Below are 24268 nucleotides of genomic sequence, written 5' to 3'. Positions count from 1 at the left end.
TAAAACAAATACCCAGATACTAGAATTATTTAATAATTCTAGTATCTAACACAATCCTGAACTTCAAACATCGCATATCATATTATTGCTCAACTTTACCCATTGATCGACGCTTAAATCTTCAGCGCGAGATTGAGGATTTATCTGTAACTCTTCTAACAAATGAACGAGTTTATCTAAATCCACAGCCCCTTTCAAATTATTTCGCAGCATCTTGCGCTTGCTACCAAATCCCAACTTAACTAAATTCTCTAAATAGCGCGGATTAACCGCCGCAGTTTCTATCTGTCTGGGAAGCAGCCGCACCACGGCGGAATCGACTTTTGGCGGCGGAAAAAAGTCTTTAGAGGGCACATCGCAAATTAACTCGCATTCTGCTAAATACTGCACCCGCACCGACAGCGCGCCAAAAGCTGTCGAACCCGGTTTAGCGTAAAGCCTTTGGGCGACTTCTTTCTGCACTAAGAGCACGATCGCATCGAAGGGTTTAGCCGCAGGAACAGATATGGTTCCCAGCAGTTTTTGCAGAATCGGGCCGGTAATATTATAAGGAATATTGGCAACAACTTTATTGGGATTTTGGAATTTGGGAAAGGCCGTTAGTTCCGCCTCTAAGTCCATTTCCAAGAAGTCGCCTTGCAGCAGTAAAAAATTGTCGGTTTTGCCGAGTTGTTTGGCTAGCTTGAGACACAAATCTCGATCGATCTCCACAGCAACAACAGACTCAGCCGCAGGCAGCAAACGCCGAGTCAAAATCCCCGTGCCCGGCCCAATTTCCAGGACGCGATCGCCATCCAAAGAAGCCGCTTTCACAATCTTATCTAAGGCTTTCTCGCTTTTGAGCCAATGTTGAGCAAACTGTTTCCGGGGTCTGGTCGATCGCATTTTTTGAATTTTTGGAGAAATCTTAGCCTGTCATTCTATCACAGCTCAATATCTTTTTCCAACCAACGGTGATGTTTATTTTTGTTAACAGGGGTTGAATTAACCAAAAAAATTGGGCAAAATAAAAGAATAAACGATATAAAAATAAATTAATTTCTTCCCAATTACCAATTCCCCAAAAATGAAATTCCAACGAGTATTTGGTACATTACCCCAAACCACAGCCAGCGCGCCCGGAAGAGTAAACCTGCTAGGCGAACACACAGACTACAACGATGGATTTGTACTTCCAACTGCGATTCCCCAGCGCACAACAGTACAAATTGGCTTCAGCAGTGACGATCGACACCATGTTTATTCAGCAGAATATGACGAACTCATAAATTTTTCAGACGACGATACCATACCGCAAAAATTCGTCAGTTATATCTGTGGCTGCCTCAGACTTGTAGAAAAAGAAGGATACAAAATACCGCCAATAAATCTCTACATTACCTCCAATGTGCCGATCGGAGCCGGTTTGTCCAGCAGCGCCGCTTTAGAAATAGCCACCCTCAGAGGACTGCGCGCGCTGCTAAACCTCCCCCTAGAGGACGTGCGCCTAGCTCAAATCGGACAGCAAGTTGAAATCCGATATGCCGGCTTGAACTGCGGCATCATGGATCAAATGGCGTCGAGTTTAGCAGACACCAACACCATGCTATTTATCGACACCCGCAGCCTCGAATGCCGCCCCATACCTTTTCCCACAAACACAGAAATTTTAATAATTGACAGTGGCGAAAGCCACGAACTGGCAGCAGGAAGCGGCTACAACCAGCGGCGCGCCGAGTGTGAGGAATCCGCGCGGATATTGGGAGTTAAAGCTCTTAGGGATATCGCCGACCCCCAAGCTGTCGAAGTATTGCCGGAACCCCTCAGAAAGCGAGCGCGGCACGTCGTTACCGAAAACAACCGCGTGCTCGAAGCGGTAAAATCTTTACCAGCCAAACGTTTTGGCGAGTTAATGAATGCTTCCCATGCCAGTCAGCGCGACGACTATGAAGTTTCGGTGCCGGCAGTAGACACGCTGGCGGCAATCTTGCAGTCAATTCCCGGAGTCTTCGGCGCAAGGCTGACGGGCGGAGGTTTTGGCGGTGCTTGCGTAGCCTTGGTGGAGAGTGGGAAAGCGGGTGTTATCGCATCAGAGGTGATCGATCGCTACCAGCGCGCAGGTTATAGTGGCCGCGTTTTGGTTCCCGAAATTACAGTTAATTCTTAACTCCCGAACTATCTCCCGACAGGGAAGGCCACCGCACAGTCACGATCACCGAATCCTCCTCAGCAGACCAATAATGAGGCACTCCCGGTAGCCAGAGAGCATAATCTCCTTCGCGAGACAGCAAGATTTCTTGCTCTGGAAATTGCAGGCGAAACCGCCCTTTTACCAGGATAGAAAGCGTCGTGGCTGCCGCATTTACCGCCCACTGAGTCCTACAATCTCCGGCGGGGTGAGTGCCCCATTTTACCTCTAAAACAGAAGTCGATCGCGGGTCATCGCCCGGCGTCATAAAGTGACCCGCAAACCAACCGCCCCGACTTGCACCTTCAGCGCCCGCATTTCCGAAAACCACTTGAGATGACATCAGTTAATCCGGTAAACAACAAAGATGCTTATATCTGACATCGGGCATTATTTTCAATAAGCTTTTTATGGGCGGGCAGGATGCCCACCCCACAATAAATTCACTCTTTGTGGAACAGGCATCTTGCCTGTTCTGAGAATGGTGCAAGATGTTAGTTAGATCCGGAGACACCATCTAACTTATTACTTGCGACCCGAAGATTGACCTTCCGTAGTCGCTATTTCCCCAGCTTCCATCAACTGCTTAAAGCGACGCAAATCATTGGCAATTTGCTGTTCGGGAGCTTCGCCAAATAGTTTAGCAGCACCAGCACCAATTGCACCGCCCGGAGGGTTGTATTCGATGACAACTTTTACCTCAGTACCGCGTCCTGCAGATGCCGGTTGAAAGCGCACAAAACCAGAATTGTCAACATCAGCTCCTTCCACAGACGCCCAAGCAATTAAGCGATTTTCTTCTTCGCGGACAATCTCTGCATCCCATTCCACACTGTTGCCCATCGGCGCGCTGGCAATCCAGTGAGAACGTTTTTCATCAATGACAGTAACGTGTTTGAGATGCTTCATAAACCGAGGCAAATTTTCAAAATTGCGCCATAAACGGTACAATTCATCAGCCGGTTTGTCGATCGTCACTGTCTTTTCAACTTTAATGCTTTGATTCGGATCGGCAGCCGACTGCAAACCCTCCACAACCCCCAGACCGCGCGCCGCTAAACCGCCGCCCGCAACCGCCAGCAAAGCACCTCTCAAAGAACGCTGCGACAAACCAAAAAGCACCAGCGCCCCACCGCCAATTAAAGATGCCCAGCGTTCGGTATCGCCGCTGCTACTTTGGTTTTGTTTGTCGGAATTTGTCATTGAAGTAGATTCCATGGGTTTAAACCTGGTAAATTAATAGCGGAAAATAGCAGCTAAAGGTGCCTCGTCCGGCACTTTTTCTGGCGGCACCGCGTAAACAGTTCCGCCGTTGAGAATAGTTTGAATTGCTGTGGCATTCAACAAATCTTCGTCGCCCAGTTCTGCCTCGGGGTGGATTTGCACCGCGTTTGTATCGGGATTAAAACTACCCCACTGCTGAACGTCAAGAGCAACAAAGAGTCGATCGACACGTCCAAAATAAGCAGCCGAAACAGCTTCTTTCAAATCAGCAGAAATTTTATCGCTTCCTGTCAGATCGTGGTATTGTGCGATCGCCTCTGACTGAGCCTGCGAAAACAAAGGTTCCACCAACGGCAAAGCTTCGACCCGTAACTCTTCCGGCTTGAGAAGTTTCGGATTGCCTGTAATTCCTTCTTCAACTAAATGCGCGTAGGTATTTGCTTCTCGGTAAAGTGGGAACAGATACTCAACTCCAGCTAACACTAAAGGAGCTTTTTTGTCGCGCAAATATTCGTGCAGCGCCGCATCGATTATGTGGAAATACTGCAATATTTCCTGCTGGGGTTCATCTCGGTCTGGACTTCCTTGGCCGTGAAAACTTCCCGGCTGCTGAAAAGAATTATTAGTGCCTCCTTTTGAAGTAGCAATCCTAAACTGACCATCTTTAGCAGTCGGGTCATATTGCAGAGCCTCATCAAGGCTTTTAGGCAAGTTTTCAACTTCAACTTCCCGAGCACTGTAAGACGTACACTCAATCAGCCTCACTTCCTTCTGACTGAGAGCTAAAACATAAAATAAACTCTTTCCTGTCAGCAAAGGCATCAGCGGTTTGACGTGAAAATTGTCGCTCACAACCACTAATTCATCAAAATTCACCGGACAGCTATAGTAGCGGAAAAATCCCGAACCGACAAAAATCGCCAGCAGGTTGCTTTGATTTTCCCAAAAGTTTTCCCGGTCAATTTCTGCTCGGACTGGCTCTAGCAATTCCCGAGCTTCTTTTTTGTCAAATCCGTACTCTACTATTTTGTCTTCAGCCTCTCTAATTAAATTTTTGAACCGAATTGGATTTTGTTGAATTTCTGTTCCTTGAGCGACTGGCATATAAATAGAGACGCACAATCCCGCAGATTGTTGTACCAGGGCTTTGAGTTCCTCTACAGATATTAAGTTCATCGCTGAAACTCCTTTTCTAATAAAGGGTTGTGTAATGAAAACAACCGATTCTTTAAAATGTATCTCCCCTGGCGGGGCTCCTGCGTCTGCCTAAAGTAATGCTCGCCTGCTGTAGAGCCTTTCATCCCCGGACTAAAACGGGGTTTGCAGCCGCTGTTCCAATCGAACTGCTTATCACTTAAGATAGACGCCCGTAACTGGGGCGTTACTTTACCATAATTCAGTTTAGTCGGGTTCAACTACTCGTTATATCTGATGAAAACAAAAATGTTTCTGGGGTTGCTGTGGGCAACATTTATTGCCTACACCTTGCTGCTAGCTCCTCTCGATCAGCCCGGAACGCTAACAGTTATTGAAAAACTTCTGAAATTGCAGCTAGAAGGAATTAACCCCTACCTTGTCACCCTATTCGCTCTCATGGGAGTCTGGCCGATGGTCTACGCTTGCCTCCTATTCATTGATGAGAGAACCCAAAATATATCCGCTGGGTCTGCTTTGATCGCTTCCAACGGCGCCGGTATCATCGGCTTAATTCCCTACTTACTCCTTCGCCAGCCCCAGCCACAATTTTCCGGCCGCAAAGATATGTTGCTCAAAATATCAGACTCCCGCTGGACAGGCATTGTACTTTTACTAAGTACTATCTGGCTGTCAGCTTGGGCTTGGTTAAATGGAGATTGGGGAGATTATGTCAGGCAGTGGCAGTCAATTTCTTTTGTGCATTTAATAACTTGGGATTTTTGCTTGATGGCTGTAATATTTCCCTCAGTTTTGGGAGACGACATGGCACGCCGCGGACTTGCGGACGATCGCATTTTTTGGGCAGTGTCTCTAGTTCCGCTGTTAGGGCCGCTAGTTTATCTTTGTCTGCGCCCCCCTCTGCCAGAATCTCCAACAGAAATCGCCACTTTCCCAATGACAGCCGGAAATTGAAACATTGAAAAATTTGGTAGTGTTCAAGTTGATAGGCGATCGACTCTATGAAGGTATGAATATTTAAGGGGCAACTGGATTGACGAATGCTCAAAAAGCGACATTGAAAGTGTTAGGGGCTTTGATTTGACACTCGATCGAGACCGAATCATCTCCAAAGTCAGGCAGCCTTTACGAGATAACGGCAAAATGCAGCGGCGGCAAGTAAGCTTAAACTCAGCACCAAAAGTTTTTGACCGTCCGCTGCCAGGACGTGTTAGACACCCCAAGCTTGGCTCTACACTCATTTAACAGGCGGAATAACGAGTAACAGGACTCATTCTACAGTGTCCTAAATTCTGCTGTCTTAGACTATAATATAGCAAGTCTATTTGAGTCATGAATGTAGAACAATCTGAAACGATTGTGATGATTGAATCGATTGTTTACAAATCAAATGGTTTTGCTATATACTCTGAAGATGTTATTCCACTTGCGTTTCAATAATCATATTTAAAGTTTAGCCTGCTTTACTTAGCAGGACACAGCGCAACTCCCTGACTGTCTACCACACGATGCAAGTTACTTCATGGGCAGGTCCAGATGACGACCTGATAGCTCGAAAGGGTTATCAGGTTTTGGGGTTTTAAAGCGTTATAGTAAGCTCATGAGTTTTCTAGCTGTCTCGTAATGTACGTCAGCTAAAGTCTCTTGAAGGAGAGACGCATATTCGAGGAATCGGGAATGACTTCCAAAACAACCGTGTAGTGTATTGCCATGCACAGACCAGTTTCGGAATTGGTATAAAAGGGTAGGCATATCAAGAGAGTTAGCATTTCCTGCCTGTACTGCTTGCTGGATAGCTCTTGCAGTACGCCCACGAATGTTGTTTGGCAAGTATTTCAGGTAGATAGCTTCCAGTGTTGAGACGGAATGGTTACTGGTGCTGGGCAACCGTGTTGTAATTTGTGTGTTCAGTAGCAGATGAAGTTTCTGCAAGCGTACTGTTGCATTTGGGGGTACAGCACTATTGTACAGAAGAGAAAATGCTGAGTATTCACTGTGATCAGAAGCAGTTCCGAACAAAGACAGCAAATCATTTCGAGTAAAGATTGCATTAAGAGCAAACCACGAGAAATTAAATCGTAAAACTTCAATAAACAAATCGTTCTTTTTCGATTTATTGAACCTCTTGCCCATGTAATGAATGTTATCCATCTCTGCCGCACGTCTTACCCATTCAGTCGCAACACCTATTCCAATAACTTGGTTTGAGAGCAATGCAGTAAGTCCTTGGGCTGCAATACTTTGTTCTACTTTGTTCGCACACTGTGAATAGACTTTACGTGCATTTAAAAGAGTATCTCTGTGTGGAATTATCATATTAATTCAATTACATATATATCCATTATGTCTGTCTAACTTAGAAGTGTATCGCAGTTACGGTACAATACTGCATATAGTCGAAAAATACCGCATATCGATGATGTATGTCAACCCCTTCTTACTCCATCAGAATATCCTTTCCTAGATCGAGCGCGCCGCACGATTCGACTCAAGCACTTAACCCGTCGCACTGAAAAAAGCTATCTTTATTATATTTGTGAAAAGTCAACTTGATGGGTGAAATAGAGTCGGAATAACAGTGGGTCGATCAAAAAAAATGAGACATTCATCACAACTTACTCAGCCTCGAATTACTGTAATTATTCGCCCCATATTCGTTGTATAAAAGTCAGTATTCAACCGTTCTTCCAACTCCGGTGCGTTCTCGCGGTGATCGAATATCACCAACCGCCCTTCATCTTGTGTCATATTGAAGTCGTCCATGCCGATAATCTCATGGGTGGAGACGAGGCTCGATCGCAGAATCTCGCCCATGCCCAAGCTGCCTTACAAGCTGCTGGAGATCGCTAGTCATTTCATCTCATGCCAAACCTTAGCGATCGCATTCGTTAATCTCCCTTCTGTTTCCAGACGTGCTGCCGAAAATTGCCCAGCAATTAGATGTCTCTAAGGTCGTTGTTCTCAATAAAACTTTTCTCTCAGTTAATTATCTAAATTCTATGTTGGAAGAACCGTTGGCGAGCAATATCAGTGAAGAAAACTATCTAGTCACCGCTGTGATCTCTCATGTCGTGAAACCGGGGCGCGAGGAAGGTTACGAAGCATGGTTTCATGGCATCGCCGCAGATGCACGAAAATCCAAGGGACATCTGGGTGTGAGCACTATTCGACCCCAGCATCACGCCCATCCTGAGTACGTTGTGATTCTCAAGTTCGATTGCTACGACAATCTCAAGACATGGCTAGAATCTGATGTTCGGCGAGAGTGGATTGAGCGATTGCAGCCCTTGATTGAAAAGCCAGAAGATATTCAAACCCTCACCGGATTGGAAACCTGGTTTACGCTGCCCAATAAATCGATGAAGGCTCCACCCCCTCGCTACAAAATGGCGTTAGTTACATGGTTGGGAGTGTTTTTTACCATTTCTATTCTCAATCGTTTGCTGGTACCGCTACTATCAGGGCTTCCTGCCTTGCTCACATCTCTGATGATTACAGGTCTCACTGTTATCCTGCTCACCTATTTGATCATGCCGCGCTTAACACAATTATTTCGCAAATGGCTATATCCCATTCCCTAAAGTAAGCTTACTCCGGCCTAAAGGCACGGAGCTTTAGCCTCAGATTTGAGCGAGCGGAAAGAGAGACAATTGTCCCTGTAGTTAACAACCTTAATTGGATCAAATTTTTCGGTCGTGATTGTCACAAATGGTGAGGATTATGCCTTGTATTAAGTCAGTGGAATGATCGGTCTTTATGGGCAGTGAATATTAGTATCTTGGCTCTACCGTTTGGTAGTTTGGGATCAGTTGAAGCGTGAAGTGCGTCCTTGCTAAGGGTCTCACTATTTTTAACTAATTTTACGGAGGGATTAAAAGCTTTTACAACAGTTATATCTTATAGATTTGCGGGCGCGCTATCAGCCAATGTTTACCTATTTGATCCTGATAAAGCTAGTTTAGTCTGGGTTTGAGCTTGAAATTTATTTAAGTCCCGTTAGTTGTATGTGCATGGTAAAAAAAAACCGATTTCTGCGTCAGTGCAGCTCTAAAATTAAAATAGCAGAGGTGAGTGGTTTTCACTTACCCCTGCCATTTTTTGTCTGCCTTTTAACCTAACGATTGTAGCAATAAGTCCCCACAGAAGCGACGCAATTGCTCCTAAAAATACTTGTCTATGTGGAGGGTCAAAATAGTGAATACTCCCAGCAAATGACCAGCGCTCATGCAAGCCAGAAATGCCGGTACGCTAACATTGTTGAAGAGAGAGGGGAAGGGCAAAGGCATTTTCGGGCCTACGTGGGGATACCAAATTCTGCGGCTGAGAACTAGCAATGCTAAGATATTGCAAACAAACATCACCAAAGGCTTTTGCCAATTTCCTGATGCTGTGTCAGTCACAGTCGATGCTACTACTGCCAGTAAATTTGAGTTAATCATTGTTGATGCTCCTATTTTTCATAAGTTATCAGAAATGCTCGATGAGATTTCTTGCCAAAAATGCAGCAGGGGCGATCGCCTTTACGCAATAAATATCTGTTGCTGTCAATATTCACCGCGCCAGCGACACCGCCCGCACCCGTAATCATCGAATCACAGCAAGAAGTCTTTTAATGCCATTCAAAAGTAACGAAAGATACAAAGGGACAAAACCATACTCGCTGCCATTTGTAACTTTTAGCCTGTCTGGCAGTGGCGGCATTTACTCACGCTGCCAGACAGGAAACACACCTACTCATTACTGAGCAATGTAGGTAGGCAGAAAGTGAAGTATGTCACGCAGAACGCTATATCCAGCGGCGTCCCAAAGCAAATAAGCTAAGAAACCGATCATCGCTAAGCGACCGTTCCAAAGTTCTGCTTGCGGGTTGAAGCCAAACAAAAAGGCATTCCGATCTTTGCCGTTGTAAGCATTAGCCGTAGGAGGCACGTTAGTAGGACGAGTTTCCATGTTTTTACATTCCTTAACAATGTTCGCTTCTCATGGTAGCGACCTAATTTCTGCTTTGCTATCTGTCTCTAGGCTCAAGATACACACAAGTCTAAAGGAGGATTTTGAAACAAAAAATAAAGTGTTAAGTTTTGTTGCGCGAGATTTTTCAGCGATCGCCTGTATCTGTAGATACTAAATACAACTGCAAGTTGAGATGGCTTCTGTGAAAGGCTCGATCGCGCCGTAGCGACAAATAACGGCACTGGTAACTAGACAATACTGAATCCGCGCTCTGCTAGGGGCAAGAAAATTTAGTAAATTTGAACTGAAAACCCGAACACGATCGCCCTTGAGTTAACTAAAATAGGAGATAAACAGAGCGATCGGGAGAAACAGTTATCGAAACCATCTACGGCAATCTTCAAGGTTTAAAGTCCAGCCAGCTCAAGCAACTCGAAAAGCTTTACCACCAGCGACTACCGGGCGATCGCATCACCACGGCAGAATTCGCCCAGCGTGTCGCCGCCATCAGCACGGAAATAGACAAACCAATCTGCACCTACATCAACCGCCGCGGACAAGTAATTCGCGTCGGCGTGGGTACACCCCGCCAAACGCAGATTGCGCCCTTAGAATTGCCCCGCTACGGGGGAGGTCGCCTCAGCGGCATTCGCTGCATCGCCACCCACCTGAAGCCAGAAACCCCAAGCGAAGCAGCCCTCACAGCAATGGCAATTCAGCGCCTCGACGCCCTCGTTTGGCTGACACTGACCGGCGGAGGATTTCAGCGTCGCGGCGGCGGTGCGACTGGTTACATCCAAGAAACTTATCTCGCTCACCTGATACCCCAGGGAAACCAGCCAAATTTTGAGTTCTCTGTTTTGAGCGCTCAGTTAGAACCAGATTCAACTGATGAAATAGAAGAGCCTTCAATTCAAAAGTCACTAATCAAAACTCAACAGTTTCCCTGGAAAATATCAGAACCGCTGAATTTGGACGAACTCGCCGACCAAGACTTTCTGGATTTGGTGGAAGGACTCGAAGCAGAGTTTGAAGCAGAGTTTGTCGCTAAGCAGGTCGATGCAGACCAAGACAAAGTGCTGTTGGTAGGTGTAATGACTCAGCACATGACTCAGTTGGAGTTTGAGGACGGACTCGCAGAAATCACGCGGCTGGTTGAAAGCGCCGGAGGTCAGGTACTGCAAACAGTGCGCCAAAAACGATCGCGCCCCAATCCCCAGACAGTCGTCGGGGAAGGCAAAGTTCAGGAAATTTCCCTCACCGCTCAGACGGTTAGCGCTAACCTCGTGGTATTCGATCGCGACCTAACCCCCGCACAAATACGGAACTTGGAAACTCAGATAGGTATCCGGGTAGTCGATCGAACAGAGGTAATTCTCGACATCTTTGCCCAAAGAGCTCGATCGAGCGAGGGTAAATTGCAAGTCGAACTCGCTCAGCTAGAGTACGCCCTACCCCGGCTCAGAGGTCGCGGTCAGGCAATGTCGAGACAGGGTGGCGGCATCGGTACTAGAGGCCCCGGGGAAACCAAACTAGAAACCGAACGGCGGACGATCGCCAAACGCATTTCTCGATTGCAGCAAGAAGTAAATCAACTGCTGGCCCACCGCTTCCGGCTGCGGCAGAACCGACATCATCACGACGTACCCTCAGTCGCGATCGTCGGCTACACCAACGCCGGTAAATCGACTCTGCTCAACCTGCTCACGAATTCCGAGGTCTATGCCGCCGACCAGTTATTTGCCACCCTCGACCCCACAACTCGACGGTTGACCATTCCCGGCACTGTCACCCGGGAACCCCTGTCGATCGTCCTCACAGATACAGTGGGCTTTATTCGCGAACTGCCCCCCGCCTTGATCGACGCTTTCCGGGCTACCCTCGAAGAAGTCACTGACGCCGATGCTTTGCTGCACCTCGTCGATCTCTCCCATCCCGCGTGGCAGAGCCAAATTCGATCGGTCATGAATATTTTGACAGATATGCCCGTAACTCCTGGCCCAGCCCTTGTCGTTTTTAACAAAATCGATGCCGTAGATGGAGATACTCTCGCCCTCGCCCGAGAAGAATTTCCTCAAGCAGTATTTATTTCGGCCGCCAAAGCTCTTGGGATGGAAACTCTCCGCGACAGACTAGCTCAGCTCATTCAATACGCCCTCTACCCTCGGTAAATACTTAAATATTTCTTTTGAGTAGTTGACATGGGGGAATATACGTACATATACTGAGGACAGATATAGTCGGACTATGAGATTATAAAAGAGTAGTCAGATTGTGCCTTGCAAAGTACAATACAGCATCTCTATTTTGCGCTTGGTTAAATAAATAATTTCCGGAGGCCCCGGTCAAGGTAAAAACACTCTTTGTTAATGGCTGTAAGGGCTATTGGTTCAGAGGTAGCAAAAAGATGTTGCTTCACGCTGTGCAAACCACGGTACGTGATGTCAAGGTAAAAGAGAATAATATTATTAAAGTGTTTGGGTACTCACTTCAAGCGCTATACTATCTTTTACAGACATCCGCGAGAGAAGACATCCATTTATTGTAAGAACTCTAAAATCCTTGCCCGTCGTACAGCGCTAATCTCTAGGACTATTTCTATTTTTCGATTTTACCACTGTTTAACTAAATAGTTATGTGTACGCCACTGGCAAAACTAGCAATTGGACTCTCTGCCACAATGGCAACAGCGTTTTACTATCTAGCTGCCGCCCCTCCGGCAGCAGCAGTAGATGTGTGCGGCCCGGGAAATTATTCTAGTGCCTGTGCCCCCACCACGGAATCAACAGCAACCGCACCCGACCCGCAATTGGCGACCCAGCCGAGTTTGTCCCAAATATACACAAGCACAACAAGCCAACCTTCGAGAAACACAACTTCTATTCCTGAACCGGGTACTGCGATCGCAGTCCTACTGACAGGTGCAGGAATGATCTGTTCGTGCAAAAAGCGAAACAATCAGGTTGGTCCGCAGCGCTAGCCAGGCTGATGACCAACCTGTTTCCCTTCAAAATGTCTCCGTTTTTTTAAGTGTGGGTATTTGTTTACTTAAATTTATATAAAAAAAATTGTATAAAAAATAACTTGACACCTCGGTTGTGCGCTGCAAATAGAGCCGGATGTTGAAGGAAAAAATTTATAGCGACTTCAGTCAGGGTAAAAATAAGGAAGAAGGCAAATGCACTTCCCGGCAAGGGTTTCAGGAATGAATAACCTCCGGCGCAAAATATAAGGTTGCTATAGCAAGTCTATTTGAGTCATGAATGTAGAACAACCTGAAACGCTTGTGATGATGGAATCGATTGTTTACAAATCAAATGGTTTTGCTATGTATAGCAATCCTGGCAGGAGTCGTAAAGTTTTTACCCCACCCAAACCCTCCCCTTATCAAGGGGAGGGAGTAAGAAATTCACAAATGATTTAGGATTGCTATATATAATAAAAATTAAAATATAAAAATTAACCTAAGATTGGTTAAGATCAATCCTTCGGACAGTTTTTGATAGGCAACCGTAGAATAAGGGTTTCAAGGCTCCCAGGCAAGTGGGCTACCAAGGAAAAATGCAGGGTTTCAGCCTATGAACTAAAAACAGTCCGCACTAGGGTTAAGATTACAATTAAAAAATATTGTTATTGTTTGAGCGTCCCATGACCCCTAAAGTAGAAATTTACACTTGGAGAACCTGCCCGTTTTGCGTTCGTGCCAAAGCACTGCTGAAGCGAAAAGGGATTGATTTTACAGAGTACGCGATCGACGGAGATGAAGCAGCACGGGCTCAAATGAGCGATCGAGCCAACGGAGGCCGCACCCTCCCACAAATATTCATTAACGACCAACACATAGGCGGCTGCGACGACATCCACAAACTCGATGCTCTAGGCGAGCTAGACCCCCTCCTAGCAGCAAAATGAGGCATTCCCTGTCGAATTTTCCGTTAGCCCAAACTTTCCTGCGACCAATTCTTAATTTTAACTGACAATGAAATTTGCATTCATCATCGATCCCCTCGCGCGACTAATTCCAGGACACGATACCAGCGTAGCGCTGATGGAGGCAGCTCAAGAGTTGGGTCACGAAGTCTGGGCGACTCAAGCCAACGAATTAAGCGTCATCGGCGGCAAAACCTGGGGAATGCTCAGCCGGGTAGCCCTCACCCCAGTAAAAGTGGTAGAGGGACGCTGGGAGGCGGCTGAGACTTGGTACGAGGTAGAACATCCTACTTTGCAGCCTCTCGAAGCAATGGACGCAGTATTTATGCGGACAGACCCCCCAGTCAACATTCCTTACCTCTACGCTACTTACCTTCTAGATGGCATCGATCCGGCTAAAACTTTGGTAGTTAACAGTCCCAAAGGATTGCGGGCGGCGAATGAAAAGATGTATGCTTTGCAATTTGAGGGAGCGATCCCCGAGACAATTGTTTCTCAAAACAAGCAGGTAATTCGGCAATTTGTTGAAAAAAAAGGAGCGGCAGTTCTTAAACCCTTGGGCGGCAAAGCTGGCGAGGGAATTTTGTTTTTGGAAGCGGACGATCGCAATCTCAACTCCCTGGTCGAAATTAGCACTCAACAAGGGCAAATTCCAGTGATGGTTCAGACTTATCTGCCGGAAGCAAAAGAGGGAGATAAACGGATTATATTGTTGAACGGCAAGCCCATCGGTGCTATCAACCGCATTCCCACTGGCAATGAATTTCGCGGCAACATGGCCGTCGGCGGCCGAGTCGCAAAAACAGAAATTACCGATCGCGAACTGCAAATTTGCACTCAGTTAGAACCAGTGCTGCAACGAGACGGACTGTACTTTGTCGGCATTGATATTATTGGCGGTTATCTCACAGAAGTTAATGTCACCAGCCCTACAGGGATCAGAGAAATTGACTTGTTTGACGGCGTTAGTTTGGGCAAACAAGTAATTGAATGGGTGGAGAAGGAAGAAGGAAGAAGGAAGAAGGAAGAAGGATGAGGGAAGAAGGAATGCACGACACAGATTAGGACACGGATACACGGATTAATTGTCGAGCGTCAGGCCGATGTTGAAATCATTAGTTATTTGTTAGTTGCTACCAATTCCCAATTCCCAATTCCCAATTCCCCATTCTCCATTAGAAAATTATGTCAAAAATTGGCGTTGCAGTAGTCGGTACCGGTTTCGGTCAAAAAGTACACCTTCCCGGATTTCAGGCCCATCACCGGACAGAGGTTATGGCTGTTTACCACCGGAATTTAGACAAAGCAAAGGCGATCGCCTCTACCCACAATATCCCCTATGCTTGCGACTCGATCGCCGATATAGTAGCCATCCCAGAAGTAGCGGGCGTCAGCATTTCCACGCCGCCATTTTTGCATTTTGAAATGGCAAAAACCGTCTTGGAAGCAGGCAAGCATTTATTATTAGAAAAACCCACAGCCCTGACAGCACATGAAGCCAGGGAACTTTACCGATTGGCAAACAACGAATCTAAAACCGATTTTAACAAGGGTGGTTCCAGAGCAATTGCCACAATGGACTTTGAGTTTCGCTTCATCCCCGCATGGCAAATGCTAGCAGAATTATTGGCAGCAGAATATGTGGGAGAAAAGCGTTTAATTAAGATTGATTGGTTGGTGTCGAGCCGCGCTGATGCTAATCGCCCCTGGAATTGGTACGCGCAAAAAGAGCGAGGCGGCGGAGTTTTGGGCGCGACGGGTTCTCATGTTTTTGATTATATTAGCTGGCTGTTCGGCCCGCCCCAGAGGCTTTCTGGGCAATTGATTACAGGAATTTCGGCGCGGCCTGATCCAAATGATTCGGGAAATTTAAAATTAGTTGATGCCGATGATTCGTGCACGTTGATGTTGGAATTAGCCGGGGGAACTCCTTGTCAAGTTTGTTTGAGTTCTGTTACTTATCAAGGGCGGGGACACTGGGTGGAAATCTACGGGAGTAAGGGTACGTTGGTGTTAGGAAGCGACAACCAGCAAGATTACGTCCACGGATTTCGCTTGTGGGGTTCCCAAGGTGGAGAACCTTTAGCTGAAATCAAAATTCCTCAAAGATTGGAGTTTCCTCAAGTTTATCCAGACGGGAGAATTGCACCGTTTATTCGAGTAGTAGATAGGTGGGTAGAAGCGATAGATGCAGGTAAATCGTTGATACCATCACTCAGAGAAGGGGTTTACTCGCAGTTGTTGATGGATTTGACCCAGGAGTCGAATGCTACGGGAACTTGGGTAGATTTACCTAATATAGATAAATTTTTGGGCACTAAGTAAAAGTGAAACATCCCAAAGCAATCTCACGCACTCGATCGCACCCCAAACCCGATAAACTACAAATAGAGAAACTCAATCCAACCCTATATCCAGAGTCGGTAGTTGTGAATGGCGCGCCCTGAAAGTCCTTGCCTCAGTATAGCGATCGCTCGCCTGAGAACCGCTGGGGCAAACCATTTTGCCACTTGGGTTCTACAAGCTCCCTATCCCAGCGGGTACGTTCACCACGACTGTATGTGGCCCGATACCCTATCCCAATCTTGGAAAGCTTGGCAGGAAATGTTTTCGCCCTCCGGGACAATTCACGAATTGCCCCTAATTCCTGATGGCAGTTTCGTGTCGCCGGAAAACAACCAGAATCTACTGCCAGAAACTGAGCAACGAAGTCCTCAGTCGCTAGATCTACCTCCAGCGACGCCCTCTGTCCCGCTCGACCTCGCTCAACAAGGGTGGGGCGACAAAGGGGGTCAGCATCCGCCTCGGCCACCGGCAAGCTACAGCAGCCGCCTGATGCAGCATTTGGGGATTAATCTTTGGCAGTGGCTGTTTGAAGGGCCGATTCAGGGTAGTCTCCAGGAAAGTAAAGGTATCGCGATCGGGCAAAATCTACCCCTGCGAGTGCGTGTAGATTTGCGCGAACCCTATTTAATTGCTTTACCTTGGGAAATTATGCAGCCTCAAGCCGGTCAACCGGCAATTTCTCTGTCCCAGCAACTGCTTTTTAGCCGCACTACGAGCAATGTTGAACCTTTGCCACCCCTGCAGCCTGCTGAGTCGCTCAATATTTTGCTAGTTTTGGGACAAGCAGAACCCGGCCGCGGTGCTAATTCTCAATTTTCCAACAGCAATAACGGTCATTTGCAGTTGGGAGAAGAAGCACTCGCCTTAGCTGGCATTCTGGAAAGTGCTTTTCAAACCGACGACAGCGGCAAATATTTTGACATCAGCGTTCCGACTCGCGTCGATACTCTGATCGAACCTACTCCGGCGGAACTCATTTCTCGGCTGGAAACGCAAGCTTACAACATTCTGTTTTACGCCGGCCACGGGATACCGGGCCCCGACGGCGGTTTGCTGTTTTTGGGGCCGGAAACAGCGATTAATGGTACTGAACTGGCTCAGGTGTTAGTTCGCTGCCGCGTGACTCTGGCGGTGTTTAATGCCTGCTGGGGAGCTCAGCCGGCGGTGGAGAGGCTGCACTCAACTAATGGCCAGCAACAGGCGATCGCCCGCAGCAGTTTGGCTGAGGTACTGATCCATCACGGGGTGCCTGCGGTGTTGGGGATGCGGGACTCGATCGCCGATCGCGAGGCCCTGAGTTTTATCCAAACTTTTGCTCAAGCTTTGGCCGGGCGGATGTCGATCGATCGCGCCGTCGCCGTCGCCAGACAGCAGTTACTAACGCTCTACAAGTTCAATCAACCGGCTTGGACGCTGCCTGTGCTGTATATGCACCCTGAGTTTGACGGTCAGCTAACTGAGCCGGTAGATGACCTCAAAACAGAATTGCCTTTAAATTCTTCTACTTGGCTGGGACGCTTGCCGTCTTGTGCTTACTTGCGGGGGCGCGATGGACCAAATGCCAAATCCACCGAATCGACCAATCAAGTTTGGCCGATTCGCGCCGGTATGGTTCGAGTCGGACGCTGGGAAGAAAACGACGTAGTGATTCGAGAACAGTGGGTTTCTCAAAAACACGCCGAGATTTTCTGCCGAAACATTATCGGAGATAGCCGGGAAGAACCTAGCTACTTCTTGCGCGATTTTTCTCGCTACGGGACTCTAGTTTTGGGATCTGATGGATGGCAGAGAGTTCACCACCAAGAATTGCTGCTACGCAGCGGGACTCAGCTAAAATTTGGCAGTTCTCAAGGTCAGATTTTTGAGTTCACTATTGAGGTTCCCAAAACTTCGGGCTACAGTGAGACTGATTGCGGAACGAATTAAGATGCGGGTGTAGCTAATGAAGGCAAGCGGCAAGCGGCACAGCAAAGTTCTGGGCGTTGAGTCTCCAGTCTGAATTTAAAAGAGTTATTCACAACTCGCAACTGGCGTTTTGCTTTCGTCCCGGTTCTGTATTTTCTTTTTCCCACTTAGGTATTACATCATGGCTACCCAATCTCCTGATTCTGAATATTTTCGCGACTCACAAACTCAGGCCCAGATGGAACTTCTCACCACAATAGTTCAGACTGATGTTGCTTATCCCTGGAATCCTGCACAGCTTGAATCAGAATCTTATTTGGCTGCCCTAGAGCAGGAATTTGCACTGTCTGATTCCTTCAGCGACAGCGATATTGCCCTGAAGTCGCAAGTTTTATTCGCGCAATTAGAACAAGTTTGGCTGACGACTGCTCTGCAAAAGTCTTTGCGCGAAAAATTTGCTCGCGTTCCTCAAGATTTTCTGGCCAGCATTGCTCAAAGCGTGCAAAACGCAACTGTTAAGTATCAATCTTTAGCGGACCAAATGGTAGAGTGCGTCTTAGATATTTTGCCTCAGTGGGGTGAGGAAGATTTGCAGGTGTTGGCACGTCCTTTGGCTTATGCCATGCGAGATGTTGATTCGGAAGCGGGGGAATTAGTCATGGCGACTAAAAGACCTTGGGCCCAATTGTCGGAAATAGAACAAGCCAGAGTTAGTTTGGCTGTCGCCCGCTATGCAATCTCGCAATTAGAAATTGCTGATTAGTTCTTTGAGGGCTGAGTTTTTGTGCTGCGATAGCGGTAATTTTTTTTATTAATATACAATTAATCTACCTTTAGTTAGATGTCAAAATCGTCTAATTGTGAAATCTTTAGGATTGCTATAGTTTGATATAGCAATCCTATTTGGTTTGTAGACAAAATAATTTTTTTGAAAGATAGCAACCCCGCCTGACAGTTAGGACTGAGAGGTTGCAACATTTTCAATCAGCTTTTTATCGGTGGCGTTGGAGCAACGGCCCACAAGAAATATTTTTTATTGTGGAACAGGCCCGAAAGCCTTTTGCAGGAATGTCAGCAAAAGGTAAGTTAGGAGGTTCTTAATTGCTGAAATCCTTGCCGAAGATTGCTTCGGACTTCTCTCCTAGGTAACTTTAGCCAGGTTTGGACTCGCTTAGCAGTTTGGCAACAGCAAGCAAGATGAATTATCATACAATGGTCAGAATGTTAAAAAATGTAAATATAGTAATGGGCGTGTGTCGGAATTTTCAATTGAATTAAAAAGTGGACAGCAGGAAACCGTTACTGTTGCATGCACGATCGGGACTTTAAAATTATTTTATGACAACTTCAAGATTTGATATTCAAGACTTGAAACGCCGCTTTTGGCGGATTTCGCGGGTGCCGGCGGCAACGCTAGTCGTGTTGGGGGCAGTTGCTTTCGCAGGTGCGATCGCCGGGGCCTGGTTTTCAGGTGAAGGTACTCTCAGCGATATTTTTGCCACAATCAACACTTGGCAGCAAAACCCGCCTGTGTGGGTGCAAGTGCCTGCTACGAGCAAGATGTATTTGTTAGTGCCGACGATCGCGCTTGTCTCCGTTGCTTTAGCTGCAATTAAAATTTCGCCTCAACCGCAGAAATGGTCGCGCGCCGTAGTAGTTGCAATAGTTCTGGCTTTAACCATTCGCTACGTTTTATGGCGATCGCTCGCTACTCTAAATTTAACCGATCCCCTCAACGGTATCTTTAGTTTGGGGCTGTTTTTCCTAGAAATGCTACTGGTTTTTAACACCAGTATTCAACTGTATTTAATGCTGAGAATGAAAGACCGGCGTCGAGAAGCCGATCGCATGGCAGTTGCAGTAGAAGCTGGAAACTTCACCCCGCCCGTAGATATTTTTATCCCAACATACAACGAACCGGCTTTTATTTTACGGCGCACTGTAATCGGCTGTCAAGCTTTAGATTATGCCAACAAAAAAGTATATTTGCTCGACGATACTAAGCGGCCTGAAATCAAGTTGCTGGCTAAAGAACTGGGATGCGAGTATATAACCCGACCCGATAATATTCACGCCAAAGCTGGAAACATTAACCATGCCACAGCCCTAACTAATGGAGAACTAATTGTAGTTTTCGATGCAGATTTCATTCCCACTAAAAACTTTTTAACTCGAACAGTAGGATTTTTTCAAAATCCCGAAATCGCCCTTGTTCAAACCCCGCAAACCTTTTACAACCACGACCCCATCTCCCGTAATTTAGGTTTAGAAAATGTGCTCGCGCCGGAAGAAGAAATATTTTACAGGCAAATTGAAATCATCAAAGACAGCGCCGACAGCGTGGTTTGTTGCGGTACATCTTTTGTAGTGAGGCGGAGCGCTTTAGAAGCAGCGGGAGGCTTGGTCACAGATTCAATCTGCGAAGATTATTTTACCGGAATTCGGCTGTCAGCAACCGGATATCGCTTAGTTTATTTAGATGAAAAATTGAGCGCTGGTTTGGCGGCTGAAAATATAGAGGCTCATCTAAATCAAAGGCTACGCTGGGCGCGAGGCACGCTTCAGGCATTTTTTATTGATTCCAATCCTTTAACAATTCGCGGTCTCACATTCGTACAAAGGCTGTCTCATTTGGAAGGATTGCTGCACTGGTTTACCAGTTTAACCAAGGTTTTATATCTGTTGATACCTTTAGGTTATTCGTTTTTCGGCATAATTCCTTTGCGGGCAAGTGCGCGGGAATTGCTGTACTTTTTCCTGCCTTACTATTTGGTGCAACTTACTGTGTTTTCTTGGCTGAACCGCAGATCGGGATCGGCTTTGCTTTCGGATATTTATTCGTTCGTCCAGTGTATTCCTTTAGCGGCGACGGTGGTAAGTTCCATGCTGAATCCCTTTGGGAAAGGGTTTCAGGTGACGCCAAAAGGAATGGCGAGCGATCGCTTTCGTTTTAACTGGAATTTGGGATGGCCTTTGATTGTCTTGTTCGCAGCTACAGCATTCAGTTTGTGGCACAATTTAAATATTAATTTAGTGAAAAATGTTGGCACCGTACAGTCAATATCAGAAAGTGCACATTTGTCAAAAGGAATGAGTTTGGGATGGATTTGGAGCGCTTACAACCTGCTGATGATCGGGATTGCATTACTGATTTTGGTGGATATTCCTAAGCCGGACATTTACGAATGGTTCAATTTACGCAGGGTTGTACAATTGAATATTGGCGGTCAAAGTTTTTGGGGTGTAACCACTGTCATTTCGGAAAGTGGCGCTGAAGTTGCTCTGACACAGTGGCCTAGTTTTGCGGTGAAAAATAAAGGCAGTAAAGAGAGTTTTACAGCAGCAGAGATTTTGCCAAAATATGCCTTTGAGACAAGTTTATCCCAGGGTCAAATAAAAGCTATCCCTCGCAGTGTGGCAGTCAAGGCAAGGAGATCGGTAGCGCCGTCTGTTCTTGAGTTGGGTACTAAGGGGAGTTTTGCCAAAGGTTTAATTGATTGCGATTCGGCGACTCTGAAAATTATGGAAGAGAATTGTTTTATTCCTGTGGCTAAGATTGAGTTGGTGAGCGATAAATCTCAGTTGGGGTCTAGTATTCGGGATGGGAAAGAGTGCAGTTTTGTGGAATTTCCCACTGTGCGAATTGCGTTCGATCGCCTAAACATTAGCCAGCACCGCTGTTTGATCGAAATGCTGTACTGTCGGCCGGGCCAGTGGCAGTGCCAGGAAACTCCCGGAGAATGGCGATCGCTGTGGCTGTTGCTGAGAATTGCTTTGAAACCGAGGGCTGTTTTTGAGAGGAATAGGTCAGTTAGACCGATCGCAGTTTCGCAGCTTTAGAGTGAATTTCTCCTAGTTGGGAATTTTTCACCCCCAATATCAGCAGATGAAGGCTGAGGGATTTTTAGAGAATCATACCTCATCTCTTTTAAGTAATGGTGCAAAAATTTTTATACATTTTCAGTTAGCAAATAGAGATAATTTTCAAGATTTGGATAAATTCTTGCGGTGGTTCTACGAACGTCGGTTGGGGTTTGCAACTGGGAAATCAAATAGCAGAATTTTGGGAGTAGCTGTTTGGCAGTCAGATTAGCTGCAATATCTACTTCCAGCAGTATTTGCTACTCTCAACAACCAAACTTTTAGTGTTAGCTTAAGGCGATATCGATCGCTTGTTTGCCTATCCCAATTTGACGATCGACTTTTGCGGACTTTTGCGAACTTGGCACGAGGAAGCAAAAAATCGGGGAATTGGGCGAAAACTCCGGTTAGTCGTGGTACACTCCACTAAGCTGTATATCCCGTGGAGTGTAAATAAATCGCCGTTTAATGTGGGGCTACGGCCCTTTAAAAGCGACCAAGTGCAGGATTTGGCGCAACGGCAAGGACTGGATTGGCCAGCGAAAGATGCCCAGCTACTGACAGGTTTTGTAAATAGGAATACATATTTAGTACGGGTAGCTCTTGATCGTATCGGGCGTGGGGATGTCACTCCAGAGCAAGTATTGCAAAACTCTCCCATCTGTGCCGGAATTTAGGGCGATCGCCTACAACGACAACTTTAGCAGCTCTAATTATATAACTAGCAATTTGCGTTACTACCATAACTGAAACACATTTTGCGATCGCTTGGAGGAAGTTACATTTGAAAACGGGCTCTTTAACTGTTGTCGGGACGGGAATTCAATTAGTTGGTCATCTGACCTTAGCAGCGAAGGCGTGGATCGAGCAAGCTGACAAAGTTCTGTTCGCCGTAGCCGATCCTGTTACTGCTAAATGGCTACAGACACTCAATCCCATCGCAGAAGCCTTACCTTACAATACCAACAATCAGCGGCGTAGAGAAACTTATCGAGAAATGGTCGATCGCATTTTGGCTGAAGTTCGTCAGGGTTTGAATGTTTGTGCAGTTTTTTACGGTCATCCCGGTGTTTTCGCTTACCCCACCCATGAAGCGATTAAACAGGCGCGTCGTGAAGGTTTTAGGGCGCAAATGTTACCAGGAATTTCTGCGGAAGATTGCTTATTTGCTGACTTGGGTCTTGACCCAGGACGCAACGGATGTCAAAGTTTTGAAGCCACTGACTTTCTGATTCGGAGGCGGAAATTTGACCCGACCAGTGCTTTAATTTTGTGGCAAATTGCGACGATCGGCAATCTGGGTTTTTATCAAGAATGGATTCAATTGCGCGGTCTAAATGTGTTAGCTGAAGTGTTAGAAACATACTATGGTTCTGACCACGAAGTAATTGTTTACGAAGCAGCGGTTTATTACCCGGTTTGCGAGCCAGTTATCCAGCATATTCCTGTGTCAAAACTGGCTGAAAGTCGTGTTACTCTAGTTTCGACACTTTATGTTCCGCCTCAAGCGCCTGCACCTGTAGACAGTGAAATGATGGCGCGGTTGGGTATGTCTTTTGTTAAAGAAACTTAAGGTATTTTGCCAAGAGAATGTAGTAAAAACTACATTCTTTTTCCAGCAGATAAAAAGTGTATGTGTTAGAGGAGAAAAAATGTGGTAAAGTCGCTTTATATAGAACAAAACCCTGACGATGGGAAGGCTCGGGCTCATCGGGGTGAAACTCATCGGCTGACGGGAAATTTTGAAGCTGCGTTAGATGATTTCAACCGATCGCTCGAGTTGGAACCTAACAATGCTTGGGCGATCGCACACCGGGGCGAAACCTATTATTTGATGAAACGCTATCAGGAGGCATTCGCAGATTTCAACCGCGCCATTGAACTGAACCCTGATTATAATTGGGCGATCGCACACCGAGGCGTAACCTACCGCTTTCTGGGAGAAACATATTACCCAAAGGCACTGGCTGACTTGGATCGAGCAATTGAGCGTCAGCCGGATTACGTTTGGGCGATCGCTTATCGCAGCCGCATCTATGAGTTGATGAAGTGCTACAAGCAATCCCTGATTGACTTCGATCGAGCGATCGCCCTTGACGAAAACATATTGCGGGGGAAAAATTGGCAAATTGAGAAAGGGTTACTGCTTTGCTATGACGGTCAATATTCTGAGGCGATCGCCTGTTGCGAACAGAGGTTGCAACAGGTTTCTGATGACTCTACAGCTTTGTACTGCATTGCCGTATCTAAGGCGCGCTGGCAGGGAGTGGACAAAGCAGCAAGCGAAATCGAGCGATCGCGAACAGCATTGCTTTCTCAATGGGAGACAGGCGATCGGGGAGATATTCTCTACCGACTCTGCGGTTTAGCAATCTTGACAGGTAACTGCGAACAAGCATGGGAATATCTGCGAGAAGCTATTCCGATCAATGATGAAGCCATTGAGTTAGTCGGTCACGATCCAGCTTGGTTGGATTGGCGAGACGACCCGAGAACTCAGGCATTACTCGCTAGTTAAGTGTTTGAGAAAACAAATTTCAAGTAATTAAACATCAAGTGTCTTTTCAGGATAATTTTATGCAGATGGATATCAGCGATATGATGATGGCTCAACAAGCAGAAACTCTTCGCTTGTCAGGGGCTTACGAACGGGAGCATCCCGGTTTTGTAAATATCCGAATAAGTGTAAAATAGTTAAAATCAATAAAAGCGTCAAAAAAAGTCGAG

The 24268-nt window shown here is 46.4% G+C and carries 23 protein-coding genes; 15 read left to right on the top strand and 8 right to left on the bottom strand.

The genetic code is table 11. The annotated features are described in order from the left end of the window. Positions 1–63 precede the first annotated feature (63 nt). A complete protein-coding gene (gene rsmA, locus QT996_RS23265) occupies positions 64–885 on the bottom strand; it encodes a 16S rRNA (adenine(1518)-N(6)/adenine(1519)-N(6))-dimethyltransferase RsmA (protein WP_333049351.1) in 822 nt (273 codons plus the stop codon). A gap of 181 nt (positions 886–1066) precedes the next feature. Here rsmA and galK point away from each other — a divergent pair, with 181 nt between their 5' ends. Beyond that, positions 1067–2146 (top strand): galactokinase, encoded by a 1080-nt coding sequence (galK, locus tag QT996_RS23260; protein WP_333049350.1) that lies wholly within the window; start codon positions 1067–1069, stop codon positions 2144–2146. Here galK and QT996_RS23255 read toward each other — a convergent pair. From QT996_RS23255 to QT996_RS23245, 3 genes are all read right to left on the bottom strand, one after another. Then, a complete protein-coding gene (locus QT996_RS23255) occupies positions 2136–2510 on the bottom strand; it encodes a signal peptidase I (protein ID WP_333049349.1) in 375 nt (124 codons plus the stop codon). The two genes, galK and QT996_RS23255, sit on opposite strands and share 11 nt — an antisense overlap. Positions 2511–2692: 182 nt before the next feature. Next, complete coding sequence (locus QT996_RS23250) at positions 2693–3370, bottom strand: SRPBCC family protein (RefSeq protein ID WP_333049347.1); 678 nt, start codon at positions 3368–3370, stop codon at positions 2693–2695. 33 nt (positions 3371–3403) lie between these two features. Continuing rightward, positions 3404–4567: a baeRF3 domain-containing protein gene (locus tag QT996_RS23245; protein WP_333049345.1), complete on the bottom strand. Its 1164-nt coding sequence runs from the start codon at positions 4565–4567 to the stop codon at positions 3404–3406. Positions 4568–4822: 255 nt separating this feature from the next. Between QT996_RS23245 and QT996_RS23240 the strand changes: the two genes are divergently transcribed. Then, complete coding sequence (locus QT996_RS23240; RefSeq protein WP_333049342.1) at positions 4823–5500, top strand: DUF2834 domain-containing protein; 678 nt, start codon at positions 4823–4825, stop codon at positions 5498–5500. Between the two features lie 633 nt (positions 5501–6133). Here the strand turns inward: QT996_RS23240 and QT996_RS23235 are convergent. After that, positions 6134–6862 (bottom strand): hypothetical protein, encoded by a 729-nt coding sequence (locus QT996_RS23235; RefSeq protein ID WP_333049339.1) that lies wholly within the window; start codon positions 6860–6862, stop codon positions 6134–6136. Positions 6863–7165: 303 nt separating this feature from the next. Continuing rightward, positions 7166–7360, bottom strand: a complete 195-nt coding sequence (locus QT996_RS23230; RefSeq protein ID WP_333049338.1) for a hypothetical protein — start codon at positions 7358–7360, stop codon at positions 7166–7168. Between the two features lie 98 nt (positions 7361–7458). Between QT996_RS23230 and QT996_RS23225 the strand changes: the two genes are divergently transcribed. Next, positions 7459–8127 carry an antibiotic biosynthesis monooxygenase gene (locus tag QT996_RS23225; protein ID WP_333049336.1) on the top strand — a complete coding sequence of 223 codons (669 nt, stop codon included), beginning with the start codon at positions 7459–7461 and terminating at the stop codon, positions 8125–8127. Positions 8128–8706: 579 nt separating this feature from the next. On the opposite strand, the gene QT996_RS23220 is transcribed toward QT996_RS23225, so the two are convergent. Next, a complete protein-coding gene (locus QT996_RS23220; RefSeq protein ID WP_333049335.1) occupies positions 8707–8985 on the bottom strand; it encodes a Photosystem I reaction center subunit PsaK in 279 nt (92 codons plus the stop codon). Between the two features lie 298 nt (positions 8986–9283). Next, positions 9284–9496, bottom strand: a complete 213-nt coding sequence (locus QT996_RS23215) for a chlorophyll a/b-binding protein (RefSeq protein WP_190656884.1) — start codon at positions 9494–9496, stop codon at positions 9284–9286. Positions 9497–10074: 578 nt separating this feature from the next. On the opposite strand from QT996_RS23215, the gene hflX reads away from it, so the two are divergent. The 12 genes from hflX to QT996_RS23155 all read left to right on the top strand — a co-directional run bounded on the left by hflX (position 10075) and on the right by QT996_RS23155 (position 24059). Then, complete coding sequence (hflX, locus tag QT996_RS23210) at positions 10075–11670, top strand: GTPase HflX (protein WP_333049331.1); 1596 nt, start codon at positions 10075–10077, stop codon at positions 11668–11670. Between the two features lie 464 nt (positions 11671–12134). Continuing rightward, positions 12135–12479 (top strand): PEP-CTERM sorting domain-containing protein, encoded by a 345-nt coding sequence (locus QT996_RS23205; protein ID WP_333049329.1) that lies wholly within the window; start codon positions 12135–12137, stop codon positions 12477–12479. A 279-nt stretch (positions 12480–12758) separates the two neighbouring features. Next, positions 12759–12923: a hypothetical protein gene (locus tag QT996_RS23200; protein ID WP_333049326.1), complete on the top strand. Its 165-nt coding sequence runs from the start codon at positions 12759–12761 to the stop codon at positions 12921–12923. A 224-nt stretch (positions 12924–13147) separates the two neighbouring features. Then, positions 13148–13411: a glutaredoxin 3 gene (gene grxC / locus QT996_RS23195; protein ID WP_333049323.1), complete on the top strand. Its 264-nt coding sequence runs from the start codon at positions 13148–13150 to the stop codon at positions 13409–13411. Positions 13412–13478: 67 nt separating this feature from the next. Continuing rightward, positions 13479–14465, top strand: a complete 987-nt coding sequence (gene gshB / locus QT996_RS23190; protein WP_333049321.1) for a glutathione synthase — start codon at positions 13479–13481, stop codon at positions 14463–14465. A 149-nt stretch (positions 14466–14614) separates the two neighbouring features. Beyond that, positions 14615–15754, top strand: coding sequence for a Gfo/Idh/MocA family oxidoreductase (locus QT996_RS23185; RefSeq protein ID WP_333049319.1), 1140 nt, complete (start codon positions 14615–14617; stop codon positions 15752–15754). Between the two features lie 108 nt (positions 15755–15862). Further along, positions 15863–17701 carry a CHAT domain-containing protein gene (locus QT996_RS23180; protein ID WP_333049317.1) on the top strand — a complete coding sequence of 613 codons (1839 nt, stop codon included), beginning with the start codon at positions 15863–15865 and terminating at the stop codon, positions 17699–17701. A gap of 160 nt (positions 17702–17861) precedes the next feature. Further along, the gene (locus tag QT996_RS23175; protein WP_333049314.1) at positions 17862–18443 is read left to right on the top strand and encodes a hypothetical protein; all 582 of its coding nucleotides are present in this window, start codon (positions 17862–17864) and stop codon (positions 18441–18443) included. 575 nt (positions 18444–19018) lie between these two features. Then, the gene (locus QT996_RS23170; protein ID WP_333049313.1) at positions 19019–21520 is read left to right on the top strand and encodes a glycosyltransferase family 2 protein; all 2502 of its coding nucleotides are present in this window, start codon (positions 19019–19021) and stop codon (positions 21518–21520) included. A 332-nt stretch (positions 21521–21852) separates the two neighbouring features. Then, complete coding sequence (locus QT996_RS23165) at positions 21853–22218, top strand: AAA-like domain-containing protein (protein ID WP_333049310.1); 366 nt, start codon at positions 21853–21855, stop codon at positions 22216–22218. A gap of 107 nt (positions 22219–22325) precedes the next feature. Beyond that, complete coding sequence (locus tag QT996_RS23160; protein WP_333049307.1) at positions 22326–23114, top strand: SAM-dependent methyltransferase; 789 nt, start codon at positions 22326–22328, stop codon at positions 23112–23114. 81 nt (positions 23115–23195) lie between these two features. Beyond that, a complete protein-coding gene (locus QT996_RS23155; RefSeq protein WP_333049305.1) occupies positions 23196–24059 on the top strand; it encodes a tetratricopeptide repeat protein in 864 nt (287 codons plus the stop codon). The last annotated feature ends 209 nt before the right edge of the window (positions 24060–24268 follow it).

The sequence above is a fragment of the Microcoleus sp. S13C4 genome (assembly GCF_036700865.1).
In the GTDB taxonomy this organism is placed as follows: Bacteria; Cyanobacteriota; Cyanobacteriia; order Cyanobacteriales; family Microcoleaceae; genus Microcoleus.
Note: the sequence above shows the minus strand (reverse complement) of the source record. Positions and strands in the feature narration are given on the sequence as shown.